Below are 24,372 nucleotides of genomic sequence, written 5' to 3'. Positions count from 1 at the left end.
CGCGCCCGCCGGGCGACGCGTGGGAGGGGGTCGCACGTGAGCACCGGGAACCCGATGCGGGTGGGGATCGTCGTGTTCGACGACGCGGAGGAGCTCGACGTCGTCGGCCCCTACGACGTGCTCGCCGCGTGGGCGGCAGAGTCGACGCTGCGGCCGGAGGTGCTGACGTTCTCCGCCGACGGCAACGGCGTCCGCTGCGCGAAGGGGCTGCGCCTGGTCCCGGACACGTCCCGCGACGAGGTCGGCCCGCTGCACGTCCTCGTGCACCCCGGCGGACGGGGGACCCGCCCGCTGGCCCGTGACACCGGGCACCTGGCGTGGGTCCGGGCCGCGCGGGCGGAGACGCCGCTGATGACCTCGGTCTGCACGGGCGCCCTGGTGTACGCGGCCGCCGGGCTGCTCGCGGGCCGGCCCGCCACCACGCACTGGGCCGCCTTCGACGAGCTCGCGGCGCTCGACCCGAGCGTCCTGGTCGACAGCGAGGCCCGGTACGTCGACGACGGCGACGTGATCACGTCGGCCGGGGTCTCCGCCGGGATCGACATGGCGCTGCACCTGGTCGCCCGCCTGGAGTCGCCGGACGCGGCCCGCGCGGTGCGCCGCCAGATCCAGTACGACCCCGCTCCCCCGGTCTGACGCAACCCGGCCCCTTCCGACCGGCACGGTCGACCGGCACCGGGTGGAAGGTCCGGGCCGACACGCCCTCGGCGTGTCCGTCGCGACCCTCCACCCGGCGGGGCGAGCGGCTCAGGCGAGGCGGGCCAGCAGCAGCGCCTCGGCCAGGACCACCTTCTCCAGCTCGCCGAGGTGCACCGACTCGTTCGCGCCGTGCGCCCGCGAGTCCGGGTCCTCGACGCCCGTCACGAGGATCGCCGCGTCGGGGTAGACCTCGAGCAGGTCGGCGATGAACGGGATGGAGCCGCCGATGCCGATGTCGACCGGGTCGGTGCCCCACGCGTCGGCGAACGCGGCGCGCGCCGCCTGCATCGCCGGGGAGTCGGCGGGCGCCTGGAACGGCTTGCCGAGCTCGCCGTCCCGCACGGTCACGCGGGCGCCGAACGGCGCGTGGCCCTCGAGGTGGGCGCGCAGCGCGGCGAGCGCAGCGGCCGGGTCCTGCCCCGGGGCGATGCGCATGGACAGCTTGGCGGTCGCCTTCGGGGCGATGGTGTTCGACGCCGTGGCGACGCGCGGGGCGTCCAGCCCGATGACGGCGATCGTCGGGCGGGTCCACAGCCGCGCGGTGAGCGGGCCCGTGCCGGCGAGGGTCACGCCGTCCAGCACGCTCGCGTCGGCGCGGAACGCCGCCTCGTCGTAGTCGACGGCCGGGTCCGCCGCGGTGACCAGCCCCGCGACCGCGACGTCGCCCGCGTCGTCGTGCAGCGTCGCGATGAGCCGCGACAGCAGGGTGACCGCGTCGAGCACCGGGCCGCCGAACATGCCGGAGTGCACCGCGTGGTCGAGCACGGCGACCTCGACCTCGAGGTCGACCAGCCCGCGCAGCGACGTGGTGAGGCCGGGCACGCCGACCTTCCAGTTGGACGAGTCGGCGACCACGATGACGTCCGCCGCGAGCAGGTCCTGGTAGGTGTGCAGGAACCGGGTGAACGACGGCGAGCCCACCTCCTCCTCGCCCTCGACGAACACCGTCACGCCGACGCCGAGCTCGTCGCCGAGCACCCGCAGCGCACCCAGGTGCGCCACGACGCCGGCCTTGTCGTCCGCGGCGCCGCGGCCGAACAGGCGGCCGTCGCGCTCGGTCGGCTCGAACGGCTCGGTGTCCCAGTCCTCGCGGGCACCGGGCGGCTGCACGTCGTGGTGCGCGTACAGCAGCACCGTCGGAGCGCCGGCCGGGCCGGGGCGGCGGGCCACGACCGCAGGGGCGCCGGGGGTGCCGTCCGGGCGCTCGACCGACAGGATCTGCACCTCGGGCAGGCCGGCCTCGCCGAGCAGCCGGGCGACGTGCTCCGCGCTGGCGGCGACGTGCGCCTGGTCGAAGTCGGCGTTCGACACGCTGGGGACCCGGACGAGGGCCTCGAGGTCGGCGCGGACGCCGGCGAACGCGGCTGCCACGCGGGCGCGCAGGTCCTCGACCTGCGCTGCAGCGGACGGGGACGTGGGGGTGGTGGGCTCTGTCACGGATCGCCACGCTACTCGACTACCCTGAAGGGGTGTTCGGACGCAGCAAGGACAGCACGGTCCCGACGGACTCGGTGGAGCAGGTGCCCCTGACCGAGGAGACCCCCGGGATCATCGAGGGACCCGGCGGCAAGGGCCGCCCCACCCCCAAGCGGAAGGTCGCCGAGGCGGCCAACCGTCGCCCGCTCGTGCCCCAGGACCGCAAGGCCGCGGCCAAGGAGGCGAAGGCGGCGCAGCGCGTCGAGCGCGACCGCCAGTACGCCGCCATGCAGACCGGCGACGAGCGCTACCTGCCCGCCAAGGACAAGGGCCCGGTGCGCCGGTACGTCCGGCAGTACGTGGACGCCCGCTGGAGCCTCGGCGAGCTGTTCCTGCCGGTCGCCATCGTCATGCTGCTGCTCAACATGCTGCTGACGTCGGTGAGCCCGGAGCTGGCGTTCCTCGGCCTGATCGTGCTCTACCTGTTCATCATCGGCATGGTCGTCGACGTCGCGATCATGTGGCGCCGGCTGCGCAAGCGCCTGGTCGCCAGGTTCGGCCCGGACGCGATCCAGCGCGGGCTGATGATGTACGCGATCACCCGCGTGTTCCAGATCCGCCGCGCGCGCCTGCCGAAGCCGCAGGTCAAGCACGGCGAGTACCCGGAGTGACCGCGGCCTGACCGCGGCCCGGCCGCCGGCCTGACCGCCCCGGGCGGTGGCACCGCTGCCTGGTGCCTACAGTGGTCGCATGGTCAACTACCGCCACCTGGGCCGCTCCGGCCTCAAGATCTCCGAGATCACCTACGGCAACTGGCTCACGCACGGCTCGCAGGTCGAGAACGACGCCGCGACCGCCTGCGTCCGGGCCGCCCTCGACAACGGCATCACCACCTTCGACACCGCGGACGCCTACGCGAACACGGTCGCCGAGGAGGTGCTCGGCGAGGCCCTGAAGGGCGAGCGCCGGCAGTCGCTCGAGATCTTCACGAAGGTCTACTGGCCGACCGGCCCCAAGGGCCCGAACGACTCCGGCCTGTCCCGCAAGCACATCATGGAGTCCATCGACGGCTCCCTGCGGCGCCTGCAGACCGACTACGTCGACCTGTACCAGGCGCACCGCTACGACCACGCGACGCCGCTCGAGGAGACGATGCAGGCGTTCGCCGACGTCGTCCGCTCGGGCAAGGCGCTGTACATCGGCGTCAGCGAGTGGACCGCGGACCAGATCCGCGCCGGCCACGCGCTGTCGCAGGAGCTCGGCTTCCAGCTGATCTCGAACCAGCCGCAGTACTCCGCGCTGTGGCGGGTCATCGAGGGCCAGGTCGTGCCGACCTCGGAGGAGCTGGGCCTGTCGCAGATCGTCTGGTCCCCCGTCGCCCAGGGCGTGCTCACCGGCAAGTACAAGCCGGGCCAGCCGCTGCCCGAGGGCTCGCGCGCCACGGACGAGAAGGGCGGCGCGAACACGATCAAGCGCTTCCTCGACCAGCCGAACGTGCTGCAGCGCGTGCAGGACCTGACGCCGGTCGCGCAGGAGCTCGGGCTGTCGCTCGCGCAGCTCGCGGTGGCCTGGGTGCTGCAGAACCAGAACGTCGCCGCGGCCATCATCGGGGCCTCGCGCCCGGAGCAGGTCGTCGAGAACGTCAAGGCGTCCGGCGTGCAGATCCCGGCCGAGCTGATGACGCGGATCGACGAGATCCTCGGCGACGCCGTGATCACGGACCCCGCGGAGACGGCGAAGAGCTCGCCCGCCACCCGCTGACGTCCGCCTCGGCGGTACCGGGCCCCGTCGCTCCCTCCGGAGCGGCGGGGCCCGGCCGTGTCGTGCGCCCTAGCGACCCTCGCCCGGCTCGGCCGGCTCGTGCACCGCGACCGCGGGCGGCACCGGCACCGTCAGGCGCGGCAGCAGCACGTGGATCAGCGGCCCGATGCCGAGCGCGTACGCCACCGTCGCGAGGCCGACCGTGCCGCCGAGCAGCCAGCCGACGACCACGACGGTCACCTCGATCGCGATCCGCACGGGCCCGACGGGCCAGCCGGTCCGGGCCACGAGACCGGTCATGAGCCCGTCGCGCGGCCCCGGCCCGAGGCGGGCGCCGATGTAGAGCGAGCTCGCGAGGCCGTTCAGCAGGATGCCGGCGACCACCAGGCCGATGCGGCCGGGCAGCGGCATCGGGTCCGGCAGCCGGTCGAGCAGCGCGAGGACCGGGTCGATCAGCACGCCGATCACCAGGACGTTCGCGACGGTGCCGACGCCCGGGCGCTGCCGCAGCGGCCACCAGCAGACCAGGATCACCACGCTCAGCACCACCGTGACCGTGCCGAGGGACCAGCCGATCTGGCGCGAGACGCCCTGGCTGAGGACGTCCCACGGCATGTTGCCGAGGCCGGAGTGCACGAGCAGCCCGATGGAGACGGCGTAGAGCACGAGCCCGACGACCAGCTGCACGCCGCGACGGACTGCTCGGTTGCCGGCCGCGGTGCGCGGGGACGTGGTGGCCGGGGTCTGCGGTGTCATGGCCTCATCTTCTGGCATGAGAGGCCTTCCTTTCGACAGCCACTTGGGAGAAAGTGGCCTCATGTCCACGCTCCTCGTCTCCGACCGCCGGATCGGCGGCACCGGCCTGGCCACCGTCGTCGGTCAGTGGCGCCGCCCCGGCCCCGCGTACGCCGCGCTGGCCGACGCCCTGCGGCGCGCCCTGCTGTCGGGCGACCTCCCGCTCGCGACGCGCGTGCCCGGCGAGCGCGAGCTGGCGGCCGCGCTCGGCGTCTCCCGCACCACGACCTCGGGAGCGTACGACGTGCTCCGCCAGGAGGGGTACCTGCTGAGCCGGCAGGGGTCGGGCACCGTGACGGCGCTGCCGCCCGGGACGGCCGCACGCGCCGGGAGACCGGCGACGGCACTGCCCGTGCACCGCCCGCTCGACGCGGACGGCGTCGTCGACCTGACCATCGCCGCGTGCACCCCGCCGCGCGACCTGCACGCGGCGGCCCGGCGCGCCGTCGACGCCCTCCCCGCGCACGCCGGCCACGGGTACGCCCCGCTCGGGCTGGACGTCCTGCGGGAGGCGATCGCGGACCGGTACACCGCCCGTGGCACCCCCACGACACCCGACCAGGTGCTCGTCACGACCGGGGCGCAGCACGCCATCGCGCTGCTCATGTCCACGCACGCCGGCCCCGGCGACCGCGTCGTCGTCGAGCAGCCCACCTACCCGCACGCGATCGAGGCCGTCCGGGCCGCCGGCGCCCGGCCGGTCCCCGTGCCCACCGGTTCGGGCGGCGTGCGCGGCACGGACCTGGACCTGCTGGAGTCCACCGTGCGCCAGGTCGCGCCGCGCCTCGTCTACCTGATCCCCGACCACCACAACCCGACCGGCGCCACCCTCGACGCCGCCGGACGGGCGCGGGTGCGCGACCTGGCACGGCGCACGGGCACGGTCGTCGTCGGGGACGAGGTGCTCACCGACCTGACCCTCGACGGCCCGGAGCCGGAGCCCTGGGCGGGCGACGGCACGGGCGCGCGGGTCGTGGCGATCGGCTCGATGTCCAAGAGCCACTGGGGCGGGCTGCGGGTCGGCTGGCTGCGCGGTCCCGCGGACCTGGTCACCCGCCTGGCGCTGGCCCGGCGCAGCGGGGACCTCGGCACGGCGGTGCTCGACCAGCTGGTCGCCGTCGAGCTGCTGCGCCTCGGCACCGGGCCGGTCACGGAGCGCCGCGCGCACCTGCGGGCGGGGCGCGACCTGCTGGCCGGGCTCCTGGCCGAGCGGCTGCCGGACTGGCGGTTCACCGTCCCGGCCGGGGGTCAGTGCCTCTGGGTCGACCTCGGAGCGCCCGTCTCGTCGGCGCTGAGCGCCCTGGCGCTGGCGCACGGCGTGCGGGTCGCGCCCGGGCCGGCGTTCGCGGTCGACGGCGCCCTGGAGGACCGGATCCGGCTCCCGTTCACCGCGGGCCCGGACGCGCTGCGCCGCGCGGTCGACGGGCTGGCGCTCGCGTGGGCCGCGCTGGGCGCCCCGGGCCGCGATCTCGCCCCCGGGACCGTCGCCGCCCGGCCGAGCGCGCTCGTCTGACCCGGCGCCCGGCGACGCCTCAGTCGCGCGGACGCACCGTCACCTGGTCCGGGACCGCGAGCAGGTCGTAGACCGGCGTGACCAGGGTCCCGTCGTTGCGCAGCACCAGCGACCGCACCCCCTGGTCCCGCAGCGCCCGCCACTGCAGGCCGAGCCACTCCTCGGCATCGAACCGGGTGGTGAACACGGGCGACACGGGCCGGTCCAGCACGGTGCCCGACTCCCCCGTCAGCTCCCAGGCCCACTGCGGGCGCAGCACCATCACGCGGCACCCCCGGCGAGCGCCCGTCCGATCCGCGACGGCCACGCCGGGCCCTCGTAGATGAAGCCGGTGTAGCCCTGGACCAGGTCCGCGCCGGCGGCACGGTAGGCGCGGGCGTCCGCGGCCGTCGTGATGCCGCCCACGCCGATGATCACGGCATCCGGGCCGAGCCGGTCGCGCAGCCGCGCGACGACGCGGAGCCCGCGCTCGAGCAGCGGCGGCCCCGAGAGGCCGCCCTCGCCCAGGTCGTGCGCGATCGTCGTGTTGACCGCGACGACGCCGTCGAGGCCGAGCTCGGCCACCAGGTCCGCGACCGCGTCGACGTCCGCGTCCGCGAGGTCCGGGGCGATCTTCACCAGCAGCGGCACGCGCGGGCGCCCGGCGGCGGCAGCCGACTCGTCCGCGGCGGCACGGGCCGCCTGCAGGATCGGCCGCAGCGCGTCCACCGACTGCAGGTCGCGCAGCCCCGGGGTGTTGGGGGACGACACGTTGACCACGAGGTAGTCCGCGTACGGCGCGAGGTGCCCGGCGCTGGTGGCGTAGTCGTCGGCCGCGTCCTCGGGCGGCGTGACCTTGGTCTTGCCGATGTTCACGCCGACCACGTACGCCCGGCCCGACGGCGTCGAGCGGAGCGCGCGCAGGCGCTTCGCGACCGCGACGGCGCCCTCGTTGTTGAAGCCCATCCGGTTGCGGAGCGCGCGCTGGTCCAGCACCCGCCAGAGCCGCGGCGCCTCGTTGCCCGGCTGCGGCCACGCGGTCACGGTGCCGACCTCGACGAACCCGAAGCCCAGCATCGTCAGCCCCGGCACCCCGACGGCGTTCTTGTCGAAGCCCGCGGCGACCCCGAAGGGCGACGGGAAGGTGCGGCCGAGCACCCGCACGGCACCCGACGAGGGGGTGGCGAAGACGGTGCGCAGCACGCCGTTGACGACGGGGACGCGGGAGGCGACGCGGATCGCGCGGAACGCGAGGTGGTGCGCCTGCTCGGGGTCGATGCGGGAGAAGACCTGGCGGAAGAGGAGGCCGTACACGGCCCCCAACCTACTGGTCCGCGGCGGCACCCGGCCGGGACGGTCGCTCGGAGCGGGCGCCCCCGGGGCGGGGGCGGGTGTGCCAGAGCCACGCGATCCCGAGGAACGGCAGGACCAGCGGGACGTAGCCGTACCCCTGGCCGTAGACCGACCACACCGTCTCGTCCGGGAAGTCACCCGTGTCCAGCACGGACAGCGTGCCGACCGCGAGCACCCCGACCAGCTCGACGAGCACCGCGGTCCACGCCGCCGGCCGCCAGTCCTTCGCGAGCGCGACGGTCGCCAGCACGTAGACGACCCCCGCCAGGGCGGAGAGGAGGTACGCGAGCGGCGCCTCGCCGAACTTCTGCGCGATCTGGAAGCCGGCGCGCGCCGTCGCCGCGAGGGCGAACACCCCGTAGATCGCGACCAGCACGCGACCGGGGCCGGTCGCGGTGCTGGCGGTGGGGGCCGTCGGTGGCTGCGTCATCAGGCGGCCCACGTCTGCTCGAGGCGCAGCTGCAGGAAGGCCACGGCCAGTGCGGCGACCAGCAGCACGACGGACGACCAGCGGGTGCGCTCGGCGAACGCCCACAGCGCCGCGGCGGGCAGCAGCACCAGCTGCGTCACGACGTACCCCCAGAAGACCACCGGCTCCGCGGGCACGGTGCCGGTCGCGTGCTGCACCGCGGCGACCACCGCCTGCACCAGCATCAGCCCCTCGACGACGGCCGCACCCCACAGCTGGCGGAGCACCACCGCGCGGTCGCGGACCGCGAACCAGCAGGCCCAGCCGGCGAGCAGCAGCGCCGCCACGGACACGGCGTACAGGAGGGGCGGGGTCACGGAGCCCCACGGTACCCGGAGCACCGATAGCATCGGCGGGTGCCCCGAGTGACGTTGACCTCCGCGAACCCCACCCGCCAGACCGCCGACGCCCTCGTCGTCGCGGTCGCGAGCAGCCCTGACGGCCCGCGCGTCGTCGGCGCCGACTGGCTGCCGGCCGAGACCGCCACCCAGGTCGCCGACCTCGCCGGCGTGCTCGGCATCACCGGCGCCGCCGACGAGGTGCGCCGCCTGCCCGCCTCCGGCGCGCTCGCCGCCAAGGCCGTCGTGCTGACCGGCATCGGCGCGCTCGACGCCGGCGCGACCCCGGAGGCGGAGACCCTGCGTCGCGCCGCCGGCGCCGCGCTGCGCGAGCTCACGGGCACCGCGACCGTCGCCGTCGCGCTGCCGGCCGAGGACCTCGAGCAGGTCACGGCCGTCGCGGAGGGCGCCCTGCTCGGCGCCTACGCGTACACCCGCTACCGCACGACCGACGCCGACGTGCCGGTCACGGAGATCGCGGTGCTCACCCCCCGCGCCCGCGACAAGTCGGCCGCGGCCGCGCTGGCGCGCGCCGAGGTGCTCGCCGCCGCCGTGCACGGCGTGCGCGACCTGGTGAACGCCGCCCCGAACGACCTGTACCCCGCCGCGTTCGCCGACGTCGCGAAGGCCGCGGTCAAGGACGCCGGCACCCGCAACCTCAAGATCACCGTCCTCGACGAGAAGGCCCTCGCGGCCGGCGGCTACGGCGGCATCCTCGGCGTCGGCCAGGGCTCGGTCCGCCCGCCGCGCCTGGTCAAGGTGGCCTACACCCCGTCCCGCCCGGCCGCCAAGGTGGCGCTGGTCGGCAAGGGCATCACGTTCGACTCCGGCGGCATCTCGATCAAGCCCGCCGCGGGCATGGACGCGATGAAGTCCGACATGGCCGGTGCCGCCGCCGTGCTGCACACCGTCGTGGCCGCGGCCCGTCTCGAGCTGCCCGTCGCCGTCACCGGCTGGCTCTGCCTGGCCGAGAACATGCCGTCCGGCAGCGCCCAGCGCCCGTCCGACGTGCTCACCATCCGCGGCGGCAAGACCGTCGAGGTGCTCAACACCGACGCCGAGGGCCGCCTCGTCATGGCGGACGGGCTGGTCGCCGCGGTCGAGGAGAAGCCCGACCTGGTGCTCGACATCGCGACCCTCACCGGCGCGCAGCTCGTGGCGCTCGGCCCGCGCGTCTCCGCGGTCATGGGCACCGACGACGTCCGCACCGAGGTCGTCGACTCCGCCGAGGCCGCCGGCGAGGCGTTCTGGCCGATGCCGCTGCCCGTCGACCTGCGCGCCGGCCTGAAGTCCAAGGTCGCCGACATCGCGAACATCGGCGACCGGTTCGGCGGCATGCTGACCGCCGGCCTGTTCCTGCAGGAGTTCGTCGGGACGACGCCGTGGGCGCACCTCGACATCGCCGGACCGGCGTTCAACGAGAAGGCGCCGTTCGGCTACACCCCCGTCGGCGGCACCGGCGTGGGCGTGCGGACGATGCTCGCGCTGATCGAGGCCCGCGCCCAGCGCTGACCGCCCGCGTCCGACGACGCCCCGGCCGCCCGCGAGGCGCCCGGGGCGTCGTCGCGTCCACCCCGCGCCCCACCCCGCGCCCCGCCGACTCCCGCGCACCCGCACGCTCCCCCGGCTCCCGCGCACACCACCGTGCGCCGAGGTAGTGCGATATCCGCGAGATAGTGCGCCATCCCGCACTACCTCGGCGCGAACGCACTACCTCGACGGGCGTGCGGGCGGAGCGGGGCGGCGCGGGCGGCGGGGTCAGCGCGGGTCGGTGGCGCGGCGTGCGGCGCGCTCGCGCTGGGCGCGCTGGCGCTCGATGCGCTGCCGGCTGTTCCAGTCGCGCATGCGCTGCGGGTACCCGGTGCGCTGCACGTCGTACACGGGCACGCCGAGCGACCGCGCGAGCGCCCAGCCCGCCTTGGCGTCGGGGACCCGACGCCGGGTCCACTCCCCGTCGGTGGCGATGAGCATGAGCGTCGACTGGGTGACGTTGGTCGGCGGCTCGAGGTGGGCCTCGACGCCGACGCGCGTCCGGATGAACTCGCGCAGGTGCTCGACCGTCTCCTCGCGGGCGGCGCGGCCGGTCGGCTCGGCGTCCGGGGTGCCGGCAGCGGCCGGTCGGCGGAGACGGGAGAACAGGCCCATGGCGGGAGCCTAACGGCGCCGGCTGGACGTCCGCTGGGATTCACCCAGGAGGCGCACCACGCCCGCCCGGGACGTCGAGACATGGGATGACTGTTCCCAGAATCACAGGGCGACCCCCGTGATCTGGGTCGTCGGGCCTAAGTGGAGATGACAAGATGGTCCGCGGAACAACCGCGTTCCCCTATGTCTGCGCCGGAGGAGTCTTCACGTGTCCGACACGACCGGATCCGCTTTCGACATCGTCGTCCTGGGCGGAGGGAGTGGCGGCTACGCGGCTGCGCTCCGCGGTGCCCAGCTCGGCCTGAGCGTCGCCCTCATCGAGGCCGACAAGGTCGGCGGCACCTGCCTGCACAACGGGTGCATCCCGACCAAGGCCCTGCTGCACGCGGCCGAGCTCGCCGACAACGCCCGCGACGGCGCGCACTTCGGCGTGCAGACGCAGCTGACCGGCATCGACATGAACGGCGTCAACGAGTACAAGGACTCGGTGATCGCCCGCCTCTACAAGGGCCTGCAGGGGCTGATCAAGTCCCGCAAGATCACCGTCTTCGAGGGCTACGGCAAGCTCGTGTCCCAGGACACCGTCGAGGTGAACGGCGAGCGCGTCACCGGCCGCAACGTCATCCTCGGCACCGGCTCCTACGCCCGCTCGCTCCCCGGCCTGGAGATCGGCGGCAAGGTCATCACGTCGGACCAGGCGCTGAAGCTCGACTTCGTGCCGAAGTCGGCGATCATCCTCGGCGGCGGCGTCATCGGCTCGGAGTTCGCGAGCGTCTGGAAGTCGTTCGGCGCGGACGTCACGATCATCGAGGCGCTCCCCCACCTGGTCCCCAACGAGGACGAGGCGCTGTCCAAGGCGTTCGAGCGCCAGTTCCGCAAGCGCGGCATCAACTTCAACCTGGGCGTCCGGTTCTCCGGCGTGACCCAGGACGAGAACGGCGTGCACGTCTCGCTGGAGGACGGCAAGACGTTCGACGCCGACCTCATGCTGGTCGCCGTCGGCCGCGGCCCCCGCACCGCCGACCTGGGCTACGAGCAGCAGGGCATCACGCTGGACCGCGGCTTCGTCATCACGAACGACCGCCTGCACACCGGCGTCGGCAACATCTACGCCGTCGGCGACATCGTCCCCGGCCTGCAGCTCGCGCACCGCGGCTTCGCCCAGGGCATCTTCGTCGCCGAGGAGATCGCGGGCCTGAAGCCGCAGGCGATCGTCGAGTCCGGCATCCCCCGCGTCACGTACTCCGACCCCGAGGTCGCGTCCGTCGGTCTGACCGAGGCGAAGGCCAAGGAGGTGCACGGGGCCGACGCGATCGAGACCCTCGAGTACAACCTGGGCGGCAACGGCAAGAGCCAGATCCTCGCGACGCAGGGCTTCATCAAGCTCGTGCGCCAGAAGGACGGGCCGGTCGTCGGCGTCCACATGATCGGCGCCCGGGTCGGCGAGCTCATCGGCGAGGGCCAGCTCATCGTGAACTGGGAGGCCTACCCCGAGGACGTCGCGGCGCTCGTGCACGCCCACCCGACGCAGAACGAGGCTCTCGGCGAGGCGCACCTGGCGCTGGCCGGCAAGCCGCTGCACGCCCACAACTGACCACAGCACTTTCGAAGGAGACACGAGCGGTCATGTCCGACAACGTGCAGCTTCCCGCTCTCGGCGAGTCCGTCACCGAGGGCACCGTCACCCGCTGGCTCAAGAACGTGGGTGACCGCGTCGAGGTCGACGAGCCCCTGCTCGAGATCTCGACCGACAAGGTCGACACCGAGGTCCCGTCGCCGTTCGCCGGCGTGCTGGAGCAGATCCTCGTGGCCGAGGACGAGACCGCCGAGGTCGGCGCCGTCCTGGCCGTGATCGGCGACGGCTCCGGCGCGGGCGGCGACTCCGCTGCGGCCGAGCAGGCGCCGCAGGCCGCGCCGCAGCAGCAGACCGGCGCGACGACGCAGGGCGAGGGCTACGGCGACCCGGCCCCCGAGGTCGAGTCCGCCTCGCCCGCCACCGAGCAGCCCGCCCCGGCGCCCGCCGCCGAGGCCCAGGGCTCCGGCGACGGCCAGCAGGTCACCCTGCCGGCGCTCGGCGAGTCCGTCACCGAGGGCACCGTCACCCGCTGGCTCAAGCAGGTCGGCGACACCGTCGAGGTCGACGAGCCCCTGCTCGAGATCTCGACCGACAAGGTCGACACCGAGGTCCCGTCGCCGTTCGCCGGCACGCTGCAGCAGATCCTGGTCGGCGAGGACGAGACCGCCGAGGTCGGCGCGCCGCTCGCCGTGATCGGCTCGGGCTCCGCCCCGGCCGCCGCCGCGCCCGCCCAGGACGGCGCCGCCCAGGCGTCCGCCCCTGCCGCGACCGAGGCCGCTCCGCAGGTCGCCGCGCCGGAGGAGGCCCCCGCCCCCACGCCGGCTCCGACGCCTGCCCCCGTGCCGGCCCCGACGCAGCAGGCCGCCTCCCCGGCGCCCGCCGCGCAGGCCCCGGCGCAGCCGCAGGCCGCCGGGTCGTACCTCACGCCGCTGGTCCGCAAGCCTGGCCGCCGAGAAGGGCGTCGACACGTCGACCCTGACCGGCACCGGCGTGGGCGGCCGCATCCGCAAGGAGGACGTCCTCGAGGCGGCCGCCAAGGCGGAGGAGGCCGCGAAGGCCGCCGCCCCGGCTCCCGCCGCCGCGCCCGCCGCTGCCGCCGCCGCCGCGCCGAAGGCCGTCGAGCCCTCGCCGCTGCGGGGCACCACCGAGAAGGCCAGCCGCCTGCGGCAGGTCATCGCGGAGCGCATGGTCGACGCCCTGCACAGCCAGGCGCAGCTGACCTCCGTGGTCGAGGTCGACGTCACCAAGGTGGCGCGGCTCCGGGCGAAGGCCAAGGACTCGTTCAAGGCGCGCGAGGGCGTCAACCTCACGTTCCTGCCGTTCTTCGTGCAGGCCGCGGTCGAGGCGCTCAAGGTGCACCCGAAGATCAACGGCGTGCTCGAGGGCAAGGAGATCACCTACCACGGCTCCGAGAACATCGGCATCGCGGTGGACACCGAGCGCGGCCTCGTCGTGCCGGTGATCCGCGACGCGGGTGACCTCAACCTCGCGGGCATCGGCCGGAAGATCGCCGACCTCGCGGGCCGCACCCGCGCCAACAAGGTCACCCCGGACGAGCTGTCCGGCGCGACCTTCACGGTGACCAACACGGGCTCCGGCGGCGCGCTGTTCGACACCCCGATCGTCCCCGGCGGCACGTCCGCGATCCTCGGCACCGGCGCGATCGTCAAGCGCCCGGTCGTCGTCAAGGGCGCGGACGGCGAGGAGGTCATCGCGATCCGGTCGATGTGCTACCTGGCCCTGTCCTACGACCACCGCCTGGTGGACGGCGCGGACGCGTCGCGGTACCTCATGACCGTGAAGCAGCGGATCGAGGAGGGCGCGTTCGAGGCCGAGGTCGGCCTCTGACCGCTCGCTGAGCGCGCGCGACGCCCCGGTGACCCTCGTGGTCGCCGGGGCGTCGGCGTGTCCGCTCCCGTTGACCGGGCCGGGCGGCGCCGGTACCGTGCTGGCGCTCTTTCGACAACGGGTGTCGAAATTTCGGCACCCCGGACCACGAGGACGTGCCCGATGCGAGCAGCACCCCGCGCCGTCGACCGGCGCCAGCCCGACTCCCCCGAGGACCCGCCCCGCGCCCGGCGGCCACGATGGCGGCGGACCGGCCGGCGCGTCGTGGCCGCAGGGCTCGCCGCCCTGCTGGCCGCGGCGGGTGCCGCGCTGGTGCCGGTCACCGCCACCGCCGCACCACCCGTCGCCGCCGGCGGCGGGAACGGGAACGGCCACGGCGGCGGGCACGGCGGCGGCGGCGACCGACGCCTGCTGCGGGAGTGGCTCGCCGACACGTACACCTCGCTCGACGCGATGACGGACCCGGGCACGGGCCTGGTGGCCGACAACATCGAGGGCTCGCTCGACCCCGCCACGGCCAGCGCGTACACGTCGCCCACCAACATCGGTGGGTACCTGTGGTCGACGGTCGTCGCGCGCGACCTCGGGCTGCTCGACCGCCGCGAGGCGCGGCAGCGGCTGGCGACGACGTTGGACACCCTCGGGCGGATGGACCGGCACGACGAGTCGGGCATGTTCTACAACTGGTACGACCCGGCCACCGGCGACCGCGTGGACACGTGGCCGGACGACGGCGCCGTCGTCGAGCACTTCCTGTCCTCCGTCGACAACGGCTGGCTGGCGGCCGCGCTGCGGGTGGTGGCGTCCGCGGAGCCGCGGCTGGCCGCCGAGGCGACCGCGCTCTACGACTCCATGCACTTCGGGGTCTACTACAACCCGGAGGGCCGGCCGGACCTGGGCGTCGGGCTGATCCGCGGCGGGTTCTGGGACGAGGAGCCCTCGGGCTGCTCGGTGCCGGGCAGCTACCAGGGCGGGTCGACCGTCTACTACACCTGCCACCACTACGACACGACGGTGTCGGAGACCCGGATCGCGCTGTACCTGGGCATCGCCGACGGCGAGATCCCGTCCGAGGCGTACTGGGGCACCTACCGCACGTTCCCCTCCACCTGCGACTGGGCGTGGCAGGAGCAGCGCCCGAGCGGCGTGACCCGCACCTACGACGGCGTGCCGGTCTACGAGGGCGTCTACCACGACGACGAGCTGGCGCTGGTGCCCGGCTGGGGCGGCTCGATGTTCGAGGCGCTGATGCCCGACATGCTGGTGCCCGAGTCGGAGTGGGCCCCGCGGTCGTGGGGCGTGAACCACCCGCTGGTCGTCGAGGCGCAGCGGCGGCACGGCCTGGACGACGCGGGCTACGGCTACTGGGGCTTCTCCCCCGCCAGCGACCCGCACGGCGGGTACGCGGAGTACGGGGTCGACGTGCTCGGCATGCGGTCGGACGGCTACCTGTCGGACGGCACCACCGACGTCGACCTGGGCTTCACCGGCTGCCGCGAGGCGACCAACCCGGAGCCGGCGTTCGGCGACGGCGTCGTGACCCCGCACGCGGCGTTCCTCGGGCTCGAGTACGACCCGCGCGCCGTGGTCGAGAACCTGCAGAACATCGCCGAGGACTTCGACGCCTACGGCCCCGGTGGGTTCTACGACGCGGTGGCGGTCCGCTCCGGCACCGTCGCCGAACGGTACCTGTCCCTCGACCAGTCGATGATCGTCGCCGCGATCGGCAACTACCTCGGGGACGGCCTGCTGCGCGACCACGTGGTCGGGCCGGACATGGAGCAGCGGCTGCGGCCGGTGCTCGCCGCCGAGGTGTTCTCGTCGTCCGCCGCGCCCGTCGTCCCGGTGGTGACCGAGCCGGCGCCGGGGTCCACCGTCGCGGCCGTCGACCGGCTGGCCGGCACCGGCGAGCCCGGGGCGCACCTCACGGTCACCGCCGCCGACGGCGCCGTCTGGTGCACGGCCGACGTGGACGCCGACGGCGCGTGGACCTGCGCGGGCGCTCCGGTGACCACCCCGGGCACGCTGACGCTCGGCATCGGCACGACCAACGACGCGGGCGTCACCGTGCCCGGTGAGCCCGTCGTCCTGACCGTCGGGGGCTGAGTCCGGCGGGCCCCGGGCCCGCGCACGCGACCCGCGCACCGACCGATCGGTGGATGCGCGGGTCGCGTGTCGTACCGGCGGCGAGCAGGCGCAGGGCCTGCTCGGGGAGCGGCGGCTCAGGGGTGCCGACGCAGGGGCGCCGTCGACGCCCGGACGACGAGCCGGGTCGCCAGCTCGAGGTGCGCCGGCCCGGCCGCTGCCGCGCGGGCACGGTGGGCGAGGGCGACGGCCGCGTCGCCCATCTCGTCGAGCGGCTGCCGGACGGTGGTGAGCGCCGGGTCCAGCCACGCCGCGACCGGCTGGTCGTCGAAGCCGACCACCGACAGGTCGGCGGGCACCCGCACGCCGTGCTCACGGGCCGCCCGCAGCACGCCGATCGCGGTGTCGTCGCTGGCGGCGAACACGGCCGTCGGCGGCTCGTCGGACCGGAGCAGGACCTCGGCGGCACGGAACCCGGCGTCCACCCCGTAGGCGCCGCCGCGCACCAGGTCGTCGTCGACCGCGAGGCCGCCCTGGATGAGGGCCGTCCGGTAGCCGGCGAGCCGCGCCACGGCGTTGTCCTGGTCCTGCGGGCCGGTGATCGTCGCGATGCGCCGGTGGCCGAGCCCGACCAGGTGCGCCGTCGCGTCGAGGCCGCCGCGGAAGTTGGTCGCCGCGACGGCGAGCAGGTCGGGGTCCGGCCGGGTCCGCGGGTCGACGACCACCACCGGCACCGCCGCCCGCGCCAGGTCCGCCCGCGCTGCCTCGTCCGGGACGCCGACGACGCTCACCAGGGCGTCGGTGCCCCGCCGCAGCGCGTGCCGCACCCAGGGGCCGCACGACTCCGTCTCCGGGTCCACCGTCACGACCAGGTCGGCGCCGAGCCGCGCGGCGGCCCGGGCGGCGCCGCGCACGACGGCCTCGGCCCAGGTGCTGTCCAGGTCGACGACGCGCAGGTCGACGAACCCGGTCCGCCGGCTGCCCGACGGCCGCACCGCGTGCCCGTGCCGCGCCAGGACCTCGGTCACCCGGGCGCGGGTCGCCGCTGCCACGTCGGGGCGGGAGTTCAGCACCTTGGACACCGTGGGCACCGACACGCCCGCCTCGGCGGCCACGACCGCGAGCGGCGGCGGGGGCGGCGTGAGCCCGGCGGTCGGCGGGACGGCGTCCATGCCGCCCCACCCTAGGGCCGTGCCCGCGGGCGGGTGCCGGGTGGGGCCCGGGGCGTCCCGGGCTGGTGCCGCGCGGGCCGGCCGGCGCGCGCCCCCGTAGGGTCGGCGCATGGTCGTGGTCGTGGCGGGGTCGAGCGGATTGATCGGGACGGCGCTGGTCGAGCGCCTGCGCGCGGAGGGGCACACGGTCCGGCGGCTGGTCCGCCGGCCCGCCCGGAGCCCCGAGGAGCACACCTGGGACCCGGACCGCGGCGTGCTCGACCCGGCCGCGCTGGCGGGCGCCGACGCCGTGGTGAACCTGGCCGGTGCCGGCGTCGGGGACAAGCGGCTGACCGCGGCCCGCAAGCGCGTCGTGCTGCAGTCCCGGACCCGGACCACCGGCCTGATCACCGCGACGATCGCCGCGATGGACGTACCCCCGCGCGTGCTGCTGCAGGGCTCCGCCACGGGTGCGTACGGCTACCGCGGCGACGCCGTCGTCACCGAGGCCGACCCGTACGGCTCCTCCTACCTGGCCGGCGTCGTGCAGCAGTGGGAGGCGGCCGCGGCACCCGCGGCGGCCCGGCCGGACGTGCGGGTCGCGTTCCTGCGGACCGGCATCGTGCTCGCACGCTCCGGGGGCGCGGCGGGACGGCTGCTGCCGCTGATCCGGCTCGGCCTGGGCGGACCGCTCGGCTCGGGGCGGCAGTACTGGAGCTGGATCAGCCTGGAGGACGAGGTCCGCGCGATCCTGCACCTGCTCGACGCACCGGTGGCCGGACCCGTCAACCTGGTGTCCGAGCCGGCGACGGAGATCGAGATCGTCCGCGCCCTGGCCGAGGCCGTGCACCGGCCCGCCGTCCTGCCGGTGCCGGCGTTCGCGCTGCGCCTGGCGCTCGGGCAGTTCTCGGACGAGATCCTCGGCTCGCTGCGCGCGACGCCCGCGGTCCTCACGGCCTCGGGGTTCGTGCACCGGCACCCCACCCCGCGGTCGGCGGCGCGGGCCCTGCTGGGCTGACCGGCGCGGCGCGCGTCAGCCCAGCGCGACCACGCGCTGCTCCCGCGCGGAGACCCGGGCCGCGTCCAGGACCCGGGCCGTCATCACCGCGTCGGCCGGGTCGACCGGGACCGGTCCGCCGTGCCGCACCCACGCCTCGACAGCGCGGTAGAAGTCGGGGTGCCCGCCGGGCGCGCGGCGGACCGGGGTCCGCTCGTCGCCGTGCACCAGCCAGCCCTCGTGGTCGTCGCCCTGCACCGCGTCGTCGAGCGTGGCGAACGGGGTCGCCTCCCCCTCGAAGCTGGTCACCAGGTAGGCGCCGCGGTCGCCGAGCACCCGGGTGCGCGGCCCCGGCGCGCCGACGAGCCCGCCCGCCTGCAGGTGGCTGATCACGGCGGACCCGTCCTCCCCGGCGACGTGCGTCAGCGCGAGGAACACGTCGTCCTCCGCCGGCGTCGTCAGGCTGCGCAGCTCGGCGTGCACCCGGGCCACCGGGCCGAACAGCTGCACCGCCGAGTCGACCAGGTGCGCACCGAGGTCCAGCAGCAGGCCGCCGGCACGGGTGTCGTTCTCCTTCCACCGGTGCTGCGGCACGGGACGCCACCGCTCCCAGCGCCGCTCGAACCGGTGCACCCGGCCCAGCTCCCCCGCGTCGAGCAGCGCCCGCAGCGTGAGCTGCTCCGGGTCCCACCGGCGGTTCTGGAACACCGTCAGCAACCCGCCCGCCGCGACGCCGAGCCGGGTCAGGTCGGCGGCCTCCTCGGCGGTCGTCGCGAGCGGCTTGTCGACCACGACCGGCAGCCCGGCGGCGAGCGCGAGGCCGACGTGCTCCACGTGCTCGCCGGTCGGGCTGGCGATGACGACGACGTCGAGCTCCGCCGCGTGCCCGAGCAGGCTCTGCACGTCGGGGTCGACGGCCACGCCCGGCCAGTCCTGCTCGGCGGCCGCCGCGCGGTCCGGGTTCCGGGAGACGACGCGCGCGACCTGGGCGCCGACCTCCCGCAGCAGGCGGGCGTGGATGCCCCGCCCCGCCGAGCCGTAGCCGACCAGTCCCACCCGCAGCGCGTCCATCATGGCCGCCACCCTAGGCCGCGGGGGCGCGCTCCTCCGCGCGGGCCAGCCGGCTCGGCCACCAGGTGCGGGGGCCGAGGTCGTGCACGAGCGCCGGCACCAGGAGGCTGCGCACCACGAGGGTGTCGAGCAGCACACCGAACGCCACGATGAAGGCCAGCTGCGCGAGGAACAGCAGCGGGATGACGCCCAGCGCGGCGAACGTCACCGCGAGCACCACGCCCGCCGACGTGATCACCCCGCCGGTCACGGCGAGCCCCCGCAGCACCCCGTCCCGGGTCCCGGACCGGGCGCTCTCCTCCCGCACCCGGGTCATCAGGAAGATCGAGTAGTCCACGCCGAGGGCGACCAGGAACGTGAACGCGTAGAGCGGCACGGCGGGGTCGGCGCCCGGGAAGTGGAACACGTGCTCGAACACCAGCGCCGCGACGCCGAGCGCCGCCGCGAAGGACAGCACGTTGGCGATCATCAACAGCACAGCGGCCACGACCGAGCGCAGCAGCACCATGAGGATCAGCAGGATCACGACGAGCACCACCGGCACGATCACCCGGAGGTCGCGGGTGCCCGCGTCCTGCGCGTCCAGCGTCTCGGCGGCGGCACCGCCGACCAGCGCGTCCGGCGCCGCCTCGTGCACCGCCGCGCGGAGCCGCTCCACGGTGTCCACGCCGGCGGTGGTGTCGGCCGCGGCCTCCGTGGCCACGTCGACCCGGACCAGGCCGTCGACGACGACCGGCTCCGCGTCCTCGGCGGCGGGCGCACCCGTCGGAGCCCCCGAGGCCGCACCGGTGTAGGGCGTGGCGGACACGACGCCGTCGACGGCCAGCGCCGCGTCGACGACCGCGTCGGCCTCTTCCTGGGCGACGAGCACCGTCGCCGGCTGCACGGTGCCGGCCGGGAAGTGGTCCGCCAGCACCTCCTCGCCCGCGACCGCGTCGACGTCGGTGAGGAACACGTCGGCCTGGCCGGTGCCGGACGCCCGGAACGTCGGGAGGAACGCGGCGAACGCCAGCAGCACGACGGCGGTGCCGATCCACACCACGCGGTCCCGCCGTCCGACGGCGCGCGCCAGCCGGCCCCAGAGCCCGGCGGCCGGGGCGGGGTCGACGTCGGACCCGGGCACGACGTGCGCGCCGTGGTGCGGGGCGGCCGCGACGCCCGCCTCGGCGGGGACCGGGCCGGCGGCGTGCGCGCCGGCGGTCTCCACGCGCGGGACCCGCGGCCAGAACAGGACCCGCGACCGGCGGCCCGCGACCAGCAGGAGCAGCGGCAGCAGCGTGAAAGCCGCGAGGTACGCCGACGCGATGCCGATCGCGCCGACCGGGCCGAGCGAGCGGTTCGAGGCGAGGTCGGACAGCAGCAGGCAGAGCAGGCCCGCGACGACCGTGCCGGCGCTGGCCGTGATCGGCTCGATGCTGCGGCGCAGCGCGCGGCGCACGGCGACCGCCGGCGCCTCCACCGCGCGCAGCTCCTCGCGGTAGCGGGCGACGATCAGCAGCGCGTAGTCCACCGACGCGCCCACCACGAGGATCGACAGGATGCCCTGCGCCTGCCCGTTGAGCGTGAGCGCCCCGGAGTCGGCGAGGTGGTAGACCGCGAGCGCGGCGGCGCAGAGCGCGAACACCGCGGTGAGGATCACGGCGAGCGGCAGGAACGGCGACCGGTAGACCAGCACCAGGATGACCAGCACGGCACCGAGCGCGACCAGCAGCAGCACCCCGTCGATCCCGCCGAACGCGTTGGTCAGGTCCGCCACGAACCCGCCCGGGCCGGTGACCCAGGCGCGCAGCCCGGCCTCCCCCGCGCTGTCCGCCGTCGCGCCGAGCTCGTCGGCCAGGGTGTCCCGCACGGCCTGCACGACGGCGCCCACGACGCTCTCGTCGTCGGCGAGCGACGCCTCGGCCGCCGCGGCGTCCAGGGACAGCGGGACCAGCAGCGCCTCACCGTCCTCGGACGGGACGACCACGACGTCACCGACGAGCACGTCGCCGAGGGTGGCCGGATCGCCCGCCGCGGGATCGGCGCCGGGCACGGCGACGTCCGGCAGCCCCTCGACCACCGGCTGCACCGCGGCGATCGCGCCGGGGTCGAGCGCGCCGCCGTCCTCCGCCTCGAGCACCACCAGCACCGGCAACGACTCGGCCTGGGTGAACTCCGACGACAGCTCCGCGGCGCGCGTCGACTCCGCCGACGACGGCAGGAACGCCGCCGAGTCGTTGGTCTGCACCTGCGACAGCTGCCCCTGCGCCATCCCGCCGAAGGCCGCCACCGCCAGCCAGCCCGCGGCGACCGCCAGCACCACCAGGCCCCGCCCGATCCCCCGCACCCCGTTACTCAGCATGCTGAGCACTATGCGGGACGCGCCTCGTTCCGGCAACATGAGCCCGGGGCACCAGCCCGACGAGGAGGAGCACGTGGTGGAGCGGCACGCGGCGGAGAGCGCCGACCGGCACCCGCGGTGGACGGCGATGGCCGCCCGCGAGCCGGGGGGCTGGCCGGTGGGCCGGCTGCTGTCCGCGGCCGCGCGCCGCGTCGAGCGGGACTGGAACGCGCACCTGGCGTCCTGGGACCTCAACCACGCGAGCCAGCCCGTCCTCGTGATCCTCCTGCGCGGGCCGCGCACGCAGGCCGAGCTCGCCGCGATGTGCGACGTCACCGAGCAGACGATGAGCCGCGTGCTCGCCCGCGTCGAGCGCACCGGCTACGTCACCCGCTCGGCCCACGCCACCGACCGGCGCAAGCAGCAGATCGCGATCACCGACGCCGGGCGCGAGGCGGTGCTCGCGGCGTCGGACCCCGAGGCCGCCGAGGCGATGGTGACCGAGGGGCTGACGCCCGAGCAGGTCGAGCAGCTGCGGGCGCTGCTGCTGGTCGTGGCCCGGCGCGCCCCCGCGTCCGCCACCACCCGGGCCGACGCCGGCTCCGACGCGGACCCGGAGCCGCGCGCCGGCTGAGCGGCGCCCCGTCGCCCTCCGGTAGCCCGACCCGCTCAGCGCCGGCCGGCGCGCTCCAGCCGGTTGAGCGCCGACGCCACGGTCGCCGCCCACGCGCCGACCTCCTCGAAGTCGCGGAAGTCACCCGCCTCGGCGTCGATCATCGCCACGAGCGCACGCTCGGCCAGGCCCAGCTCCTCGCGCCGCAACCGCCCCGCGAAGCACGCCACGTCCCGCGCACCGACCCGGCGCGCGACGACGTCGACGTCGTCCGGCGCGGACGCCGGGAGCGGCGGGTCGCCCACCGGCCCCGACCAGAACAGCCACACCGGCCGCGCCACGAGCTGGGCGGACAGCCGGTCGACCAGCTCGCGCAGCGCCGCCGCCAGCCGGCCCACGTAGACCGCCGACCCCAGCACCACCGCGTCGTACGGCTCCAGCTGGTCGACGTCGTCCGGGTCGAGCTCCGCGACCTCGTGGCCCGCGGCGCGCAGCACGCCCGCGACCTCCGCACCGATCCCCTGCGTCCCGCCGTGCCGCGACGCCACCGTCACCAGGACCCGCATGTCGCCCTCCCCTGCGTCCTGGGCCACGGCGCCGGTGCCGCGACCTCCCCCCAGGTTCACCCGGCGGCGGGCCACCCACGAGGGACCTCGGTCCCGACACGGACCGGGTGACCGACGCCCCGCGGGCGGGCGACGAACCGGTCGCGGGCGCCGGTAGACTCCGACGTCATGGCCCGTGAGAAGAACGCCACCGCGACCGGGGCGCCGAAGCCCCCCAAGGTGAAGAAGACCCGCTGGTACCACCAGGTCTGGCAGGCGTACCAGATGACCCGCCAGCAGGACCCGGCGGTCACCTGGCTGATCCTCGCGGTGTTCTTCGGCATCGTCGCCGTCGGCGTCGTCATCGGCCTGCTCTGGGGCCCGTGGGTCTACATGCTGCTGCTGAGCATCCCGTTCGCGCTGCTCGGCGCCATGTTCACGCTGACCCGCCGCGCCGAGCGCGCGGCGTACTCCCGCATCGAGGGCCAGCCCGGCGCGGCGATGTCCGCGCTCGGCACCATCCGTCGCGGCTGGACGTTCACCGAGGAGCCCGTGGCCGTGGCGCCCCGCACCCAGGACCTCGTGTTCCGCGGCGTGGGCCGGCCCGGCATCGTGCTGATCGGCGAGGGCCCGGCGCACCGCATCGGCAAGCTGCTCGAGTCCGAGCGCAAGCGCACCGCTCGCGTCCTGCAGGGCGTGCCGATCACGCTGATCGAGGTCGGACGCGAGGAGGGCCAGACCCCGCTGCCGCAGCTCGCCCGCAGGGTGCAGCGCCTCAAGCCGCAGCTCACCAAGCAGGAGACCGGCGAGGTCCTCAAGCGGCTGACCGCGCTCGGCGCCGTGAAGATGCCCGTGCCGAAGGGCGTCGACCCGATGCGCGCCCGCCCCGACCGCAAGGGCATGCGCGGCCGCTGAGCCCGCGCGCACCCGCACGCACGACGGCGCCCGGCCTCCTCGACGGAGGCCGGGCGCTCTGCTGTGCGGACACGCTGCCACCCGGCCGCGCGATCGCTGCACCGAGGTCGTCACTCCGGCACGAGGTCGTCCCGCAGAGACGACGACCTCGGGCACGACGGATGACCTCGTGCACCACCGACGCCCTCGCCTGGGTCCCGGGCCGCCGCCCGCGGGTCAGCCGGTCAGCCGGTCAGCCGGTCAGCGGCGGACGATGGCGGTGCCGGCGGTGCGGTCGTGCAGGCCGCGGCCGTCGGCGTCCCACACGACGGCGGGGATCACCAGGCACACCAGCACGGTCCGCACCAGCGCGAGGAGCAGGTTCGGCGGCACGTCCGGCCCGGGGTCGGACGGCGCCGCGTCCGGGTGCCGGGCGAGGGTGCGCGGCGGCAGCACCCGGCGCACCCGGATGCCGAGCAGCCGGTGCCCCAGAGTCCCGCCGACGGTCCCGACCAGCAGCACGTTCTCCAGCGCGAAGATCGCCAGCGTCGCCCCGGCCTGCACGTCGGCGGGCAGGAACGCGAACGCGATCAGCTGGCACGCGAACCAGTCGACGACCAGCGCCAGGAGGCGCCGGCTCAGCGGGGCGAGCGACCCGCGACCGGACGCCGGGAGACCCAGCCGGGTGCCGGCGGCCGCACCGGGCTCCCCCGCCGGGGGTCCCTGCAGCCACGAACCGACGTCCTCGCGATCGACCATGCGTCAACGGTAACCGGCGCGGACGCGGGCCCCGCGCGCTGCCGT

General features: G+C 75.6%; 22 protein-coding genes and 1 pseudogene. 11 read left to right on the top strand and 12 right to left on the bottom strand.

Going from position 1 to position 24,372, the window contains the following annotated elements; all coding sequences use genetic code 11:
- Positions 1-36 precede the first annotated feature (36 nt).
- Positions 37-636: a DJ-1/PfpI family protein gene (locus tag ACWPWW_RS00205; RefSeq protein ID WP_454048344.1), complete on the top strand. Its 600-nt coding sequence runs from the start codon at positions 37-39 to the stop codon at positions 634-636.
- A gap of 111 nt (positions 637-747) precedes the next feature.
- On the opposite strand, the gene ACWPWW_RS00200 is transcribed toward ACWPWW_RS00205, so the two are convergent.
- Positions 748-2,136, bottom strand: a complete 1,389-nt coding sequence (locus ACWPWW_RS00200) for a M20/M25/M40 family metallo-hydrolase (protein WP_454048343.1) — start codon at positions 2,134-2,136, stop codon at positions 748-750.
- Positions 2,137-2,168: 32 nt separating this feature from the next.
- On the opposite strand from ACWPWW_RS00200, the gene ACWPWW_RS00195 reads away from it, so the two are divergent.
- Complete coding sequence (locus tag ACWPWW_RS00195; protein ID WP_454048342.1) at positions 2,169-2,786, top strand: DUF3043 domain-containing protein; 618 nt, start codon at positions 2,169-2,171, stop codon at positions 2,784-2,786.
- Between the two features lie 79 nt (positions 2,787-2,865).
- Positions 2,866-3,876, top strand: a complete 1,011-nt coding sequence (locus ACWPWW_RS00190) for an aldo/keto reductase family protein (RefSeq protein WP_454048341.1) — start codon at positions 2,866-2,868, stop codon at positions 3,874-3,876.
- 69 nt (positions 3,877-3,945) lie between these two features.
- Here the strand turns inward: ACWPWW_RS00190 and yczE are convergent, their stop codons facing one another.
- Positions 3,946-4,632, bottom strand: a complete 687-nt coding sequence (gene yczE / locus ACWPWW_RS00185; RefSeq protein ID WP_454048340.1) for a membrane protein YczE — start codon at positions 4,630-4,632, stop codon at positions 3,946-3,948.
- Positions 4,633-4,693: 61 nt separating this feature from the next.
- On the opposite strand from yczE, the gene yczR reads away from it, so the two are divergent.
- Positions 4,694-6,184 (top strand): MocR-like transcription factor YczR, encoded by a 1,491-nt coding sequence (gene yczR / locus ACWPWW_RS00180; protein WP_454048339.1) that lies wholly within the window; start codon positions 4,694-4,696, stop codon positions 6,182-6,184.
- Positions 6,185-6,203: 19 nt separating this feature from the next.
- Here yczR and ACWPWW_RS00175 read toward each other — a convergent pair whose 3' ends face one another.
- From ACWPWW_RS00175 to ACWPWW_RS00160, 4 genes are read right to left on the bottom strand one after another with little or no spacing between them, the layout of a single operon-like run.
- Entirely contained in the window at positions 6,204-6,446 is a 243-nt protein-coding gene (locus ACWPWW_RS00175) for a hypothetical protein (protein WP_454050362.1), read from the bottom strand.
- Entirely contained in the window at positions 6,446-7,477 is a 1,032-nt protein-coding gene (locus ACWPWW_RS00170) for a quinone-dependent dihydroorotate dehydrogenase (protein ID WP_454048338.1), read from the bottom strand. The genes ACWPWW_RS00175 and ACWPWW_RS00170 overlap by 1 nt, the downstream gene beginning before the upstream one ends.
- A gap of 10 nt (positions 7,478-7,487) precedes the next feature.
- Positions 7,488-7,946 (bottom strand): hypothetical protein, encoded by a 459-nt coding sequence (locus tag ACWPWW_RS00165; RefSeq protein WP_454048337.1) that lies wholly within the window; start codon positions 7,944-7,946, stop codon positions 7,488-7,490.
- Positions 7,946-8,302: a hypothetical protein gene (locus tag ACWPWW_RS00160; RefSeq protein WP_454048336.1), complete on the bottom strand. Its 357-nt coding sequence runs from the start codon at positions 8,300-8,302 to the stop codon at positions 7,946-7,948. The genes ACWPWW_RS00165 and ACWPWW_RS00160 overlap by 1 nt, the downstream gene beginning before the upstream one ends.
- A 39-nt stretch (positions 8,303-8,341) precedes the next feature.
- On the opposite strand from ACWPWW_RS00160, the gene ACWPWW_RS00155 reads away from it, so the two are divergent.
- On the top strand, positions 8,342-9,835 hold the full coding sequence (locus ACWPWW_RS00155; RefSeq protein ID WP_454048335.1) for a leucyl aminopeptidase: 1,494 nt from the start codon (positions 8,342-8,344) through the stop codon (positions 9,833-9,835).
- A 246-nt stretch (positions 9,836-10,081) separates the two neighbouring features.
- Here the strand turns inward: ACWPWW_RS00155 and ACWPWW_RS00150 are convergent, their stop codons facing one another.
- Positions 10,082-10,468: an oxidoreductase gene (locus ACWPWW_RS00150; protein WP_454048334.1), complete on the bottom strand. Its 387-nt coding sequence runs from the start codon at positions 10,466-10,468 to the stop codon at positions 10,082-10,084.
- A 208-nt stretch (positions 10,469-10,676) separates the two neighbouring features.
- Between ACWPWW_RS00150 and lpdA the strand changes: the two genes are divergently transcribed.
- The 3 genes and pseudogenes from lpdA to ACWPWW_RS00135 all read left to right on the top strand — a co-directional run bounded on the left by lpdA (position 10,677) and on the right by ACWPWW_RS00135 (position 15,998).
- Positions 10,677-12,062 (top strand): dihydrolipoyl dehydrogenase, encoded by a 1,386-nt coding sequence (gene lpdA / locus ACWPWW_RS00145; protein ID WP_454048333.1) that lies wholly within the window; start codon positions 10,677-10,679, stop codon positions 12,060-12,062.
- Between the two features lie 32 nt (positions 12,063-12,094).
- Positions 12,095-13,892: pseudogene (gene sucB, locus ACWPWW_RS00140) on the top strand (2-oxoglutarate dehydrogenase, E2 component, dihydrolipoamide succinyltransferase).
- 162 nt (positions 13,893-14,054) lie between these two features.
- Complete coding sequence (locus ACWPWW_RS00135) at positions 14,055-15,998, top strand: glucoamylase family protein (RefSeq protein WP_454048332.1); 1,944 nt, start codon at positions 14,055-14,057, stop codon at positions 15,996-15,998.
- A 116-nt stretch (positions 15,999-16,114) separates the two neighbouring features.
- On the opposite strand, the gene ACWPWW_RS00130 is transcribed toward ACWPWW_RS00135, so the two are convergent.
- Complete coding sequence (locus ACWPWW_RS00130; RefSeq protein WP_454048331.1) at positions 16,115-17,149, bottom strand: LacI family DNA-binding transcriptional regulator; 1,035 nt, start codon at positions 17,147-17,149, stop codon at positions 16,115-16,117.
- A gap of 109 nt (positions 17,150-17,258) precedes the next feature.
- Between ACWPWW_RS00130 and ACWPWW_RS00125 the strand changes: the two genes are divergently transcribed.
- Positions 17,259-18,146 carry a TIGR01777 family oxidoreductase gene (locus ACWPWW_RS00125; protein ID WP_454048330.1) on the top strand — a complete coding sequence of 296 codons (888 nt, stop codon included), beginning with the start codon at positions 17,259-17,261 and terminating at the stop codon, positions 18,144-18,146.
- 15 nt (positions 18,147-18,161) lie between these two features.
- On the opposite strand, the gene ACWPWW_RS00120 is transcribed toward ACWPWW_RS00125, so the two are convergent.
- Positions 18,162-19,196, bottom strand: coding sequence for a Gfo/Idh/MocA family protein (locus ACWPWW_RS00120; RefSeq protein ID WP_454050361.1), 1,035 nt, complete (start codon positions 19,194-19,196; stop codon positions 18,162-18,164).
- A gap of 13 nt (positions 19,197-19,209) precedes the next feature.
- On the bottom strand, positions 19,210-21,537 hold the full coding sequence (locus ACWPWW_RS00115) for an MMPL family transporter (protein WP_454048329.1): 2,328 nt from the start codon (positions 21,535-21,537) through the stop codon (positions 19,210-19,212).
- Between the two features lie 10 nt (positions 21,538-21,547).
- Here ACWPWW_RS00115 and ACWPWW_RS00110 point away from each other — a divergent pair, with 10 nt between their 5' ends.
- A complete protein-coding gene (locus ACWPWW_RS00110) occupies positions 21,548-22,150 on the top strand; it encodes a MarR family winged helix-turn-helix transcriptional regulator (RefSeq protein WP_454048328.1) in 603 nt (200 codons plus the stop codon).
- A 35-nt stretch (positions 22,151-22,185) separates the two neighbouring features.
- Here the strand turns inward: ACWPWW_RS00110 and ACWPWW_RS00105 are convergent, their stop codons facing one another.
- Positions 22,186-22,722 (bottom strand): flavodoxin domain-containing protein, encoded by a 537-nt coding sequence (locus ACWPWW_RS00105; RefSeq protein WP_454048327.1) that lies wholly within the window; start codon positions 22,720-22,722, stop codon positions 22,186-22,188.
- A 141-nt stretch (positions 22,723-22,863) separates the two neighbouring features.
- Between ACWPWW_RS00105 and ACWPWW_RS00100 the strand changes: the two genes are divergently transcribed.
- Complete coding sequence (locus tag ACWPWW_RS00100) at positions 22,864-23,589, top strand: DUF4191 domain-containing protein (RefSeq protein WP_454048326.1); 726 nt, start codon at positions 22,864-22,866, stop codon at positions 23,587-23,589.
- A 240-nt stretch (positions 23,590-23,829) separates the two neighbouring features.
- Here the strand turns inward: ACWPWW_RS00100 and ACWPWW_RS00095 are convergent, their stop codons facing one another.
- On the bottom strand, positions 23,830-24,327 hold the full coding sequence (locus tag ACWPWW_RS00095; protein WP_454048325.1) for an RDD family protein: 498 nt from the start codon (positions 24,325-24,327) through the stop codon (positions 23,830-23,832).
- Positions 24,328-24,372: the final 45 nt, after the last annotated feature.

The sequence above is a fragment of the Cellulomonas sp. Marseille-Q8402 genome (assembly GCF_965119525.1).
Note: the sequence above shows the minus strand (reverse complement) of the source record. Positions and strands in the feature narration are given on the sequence as shown.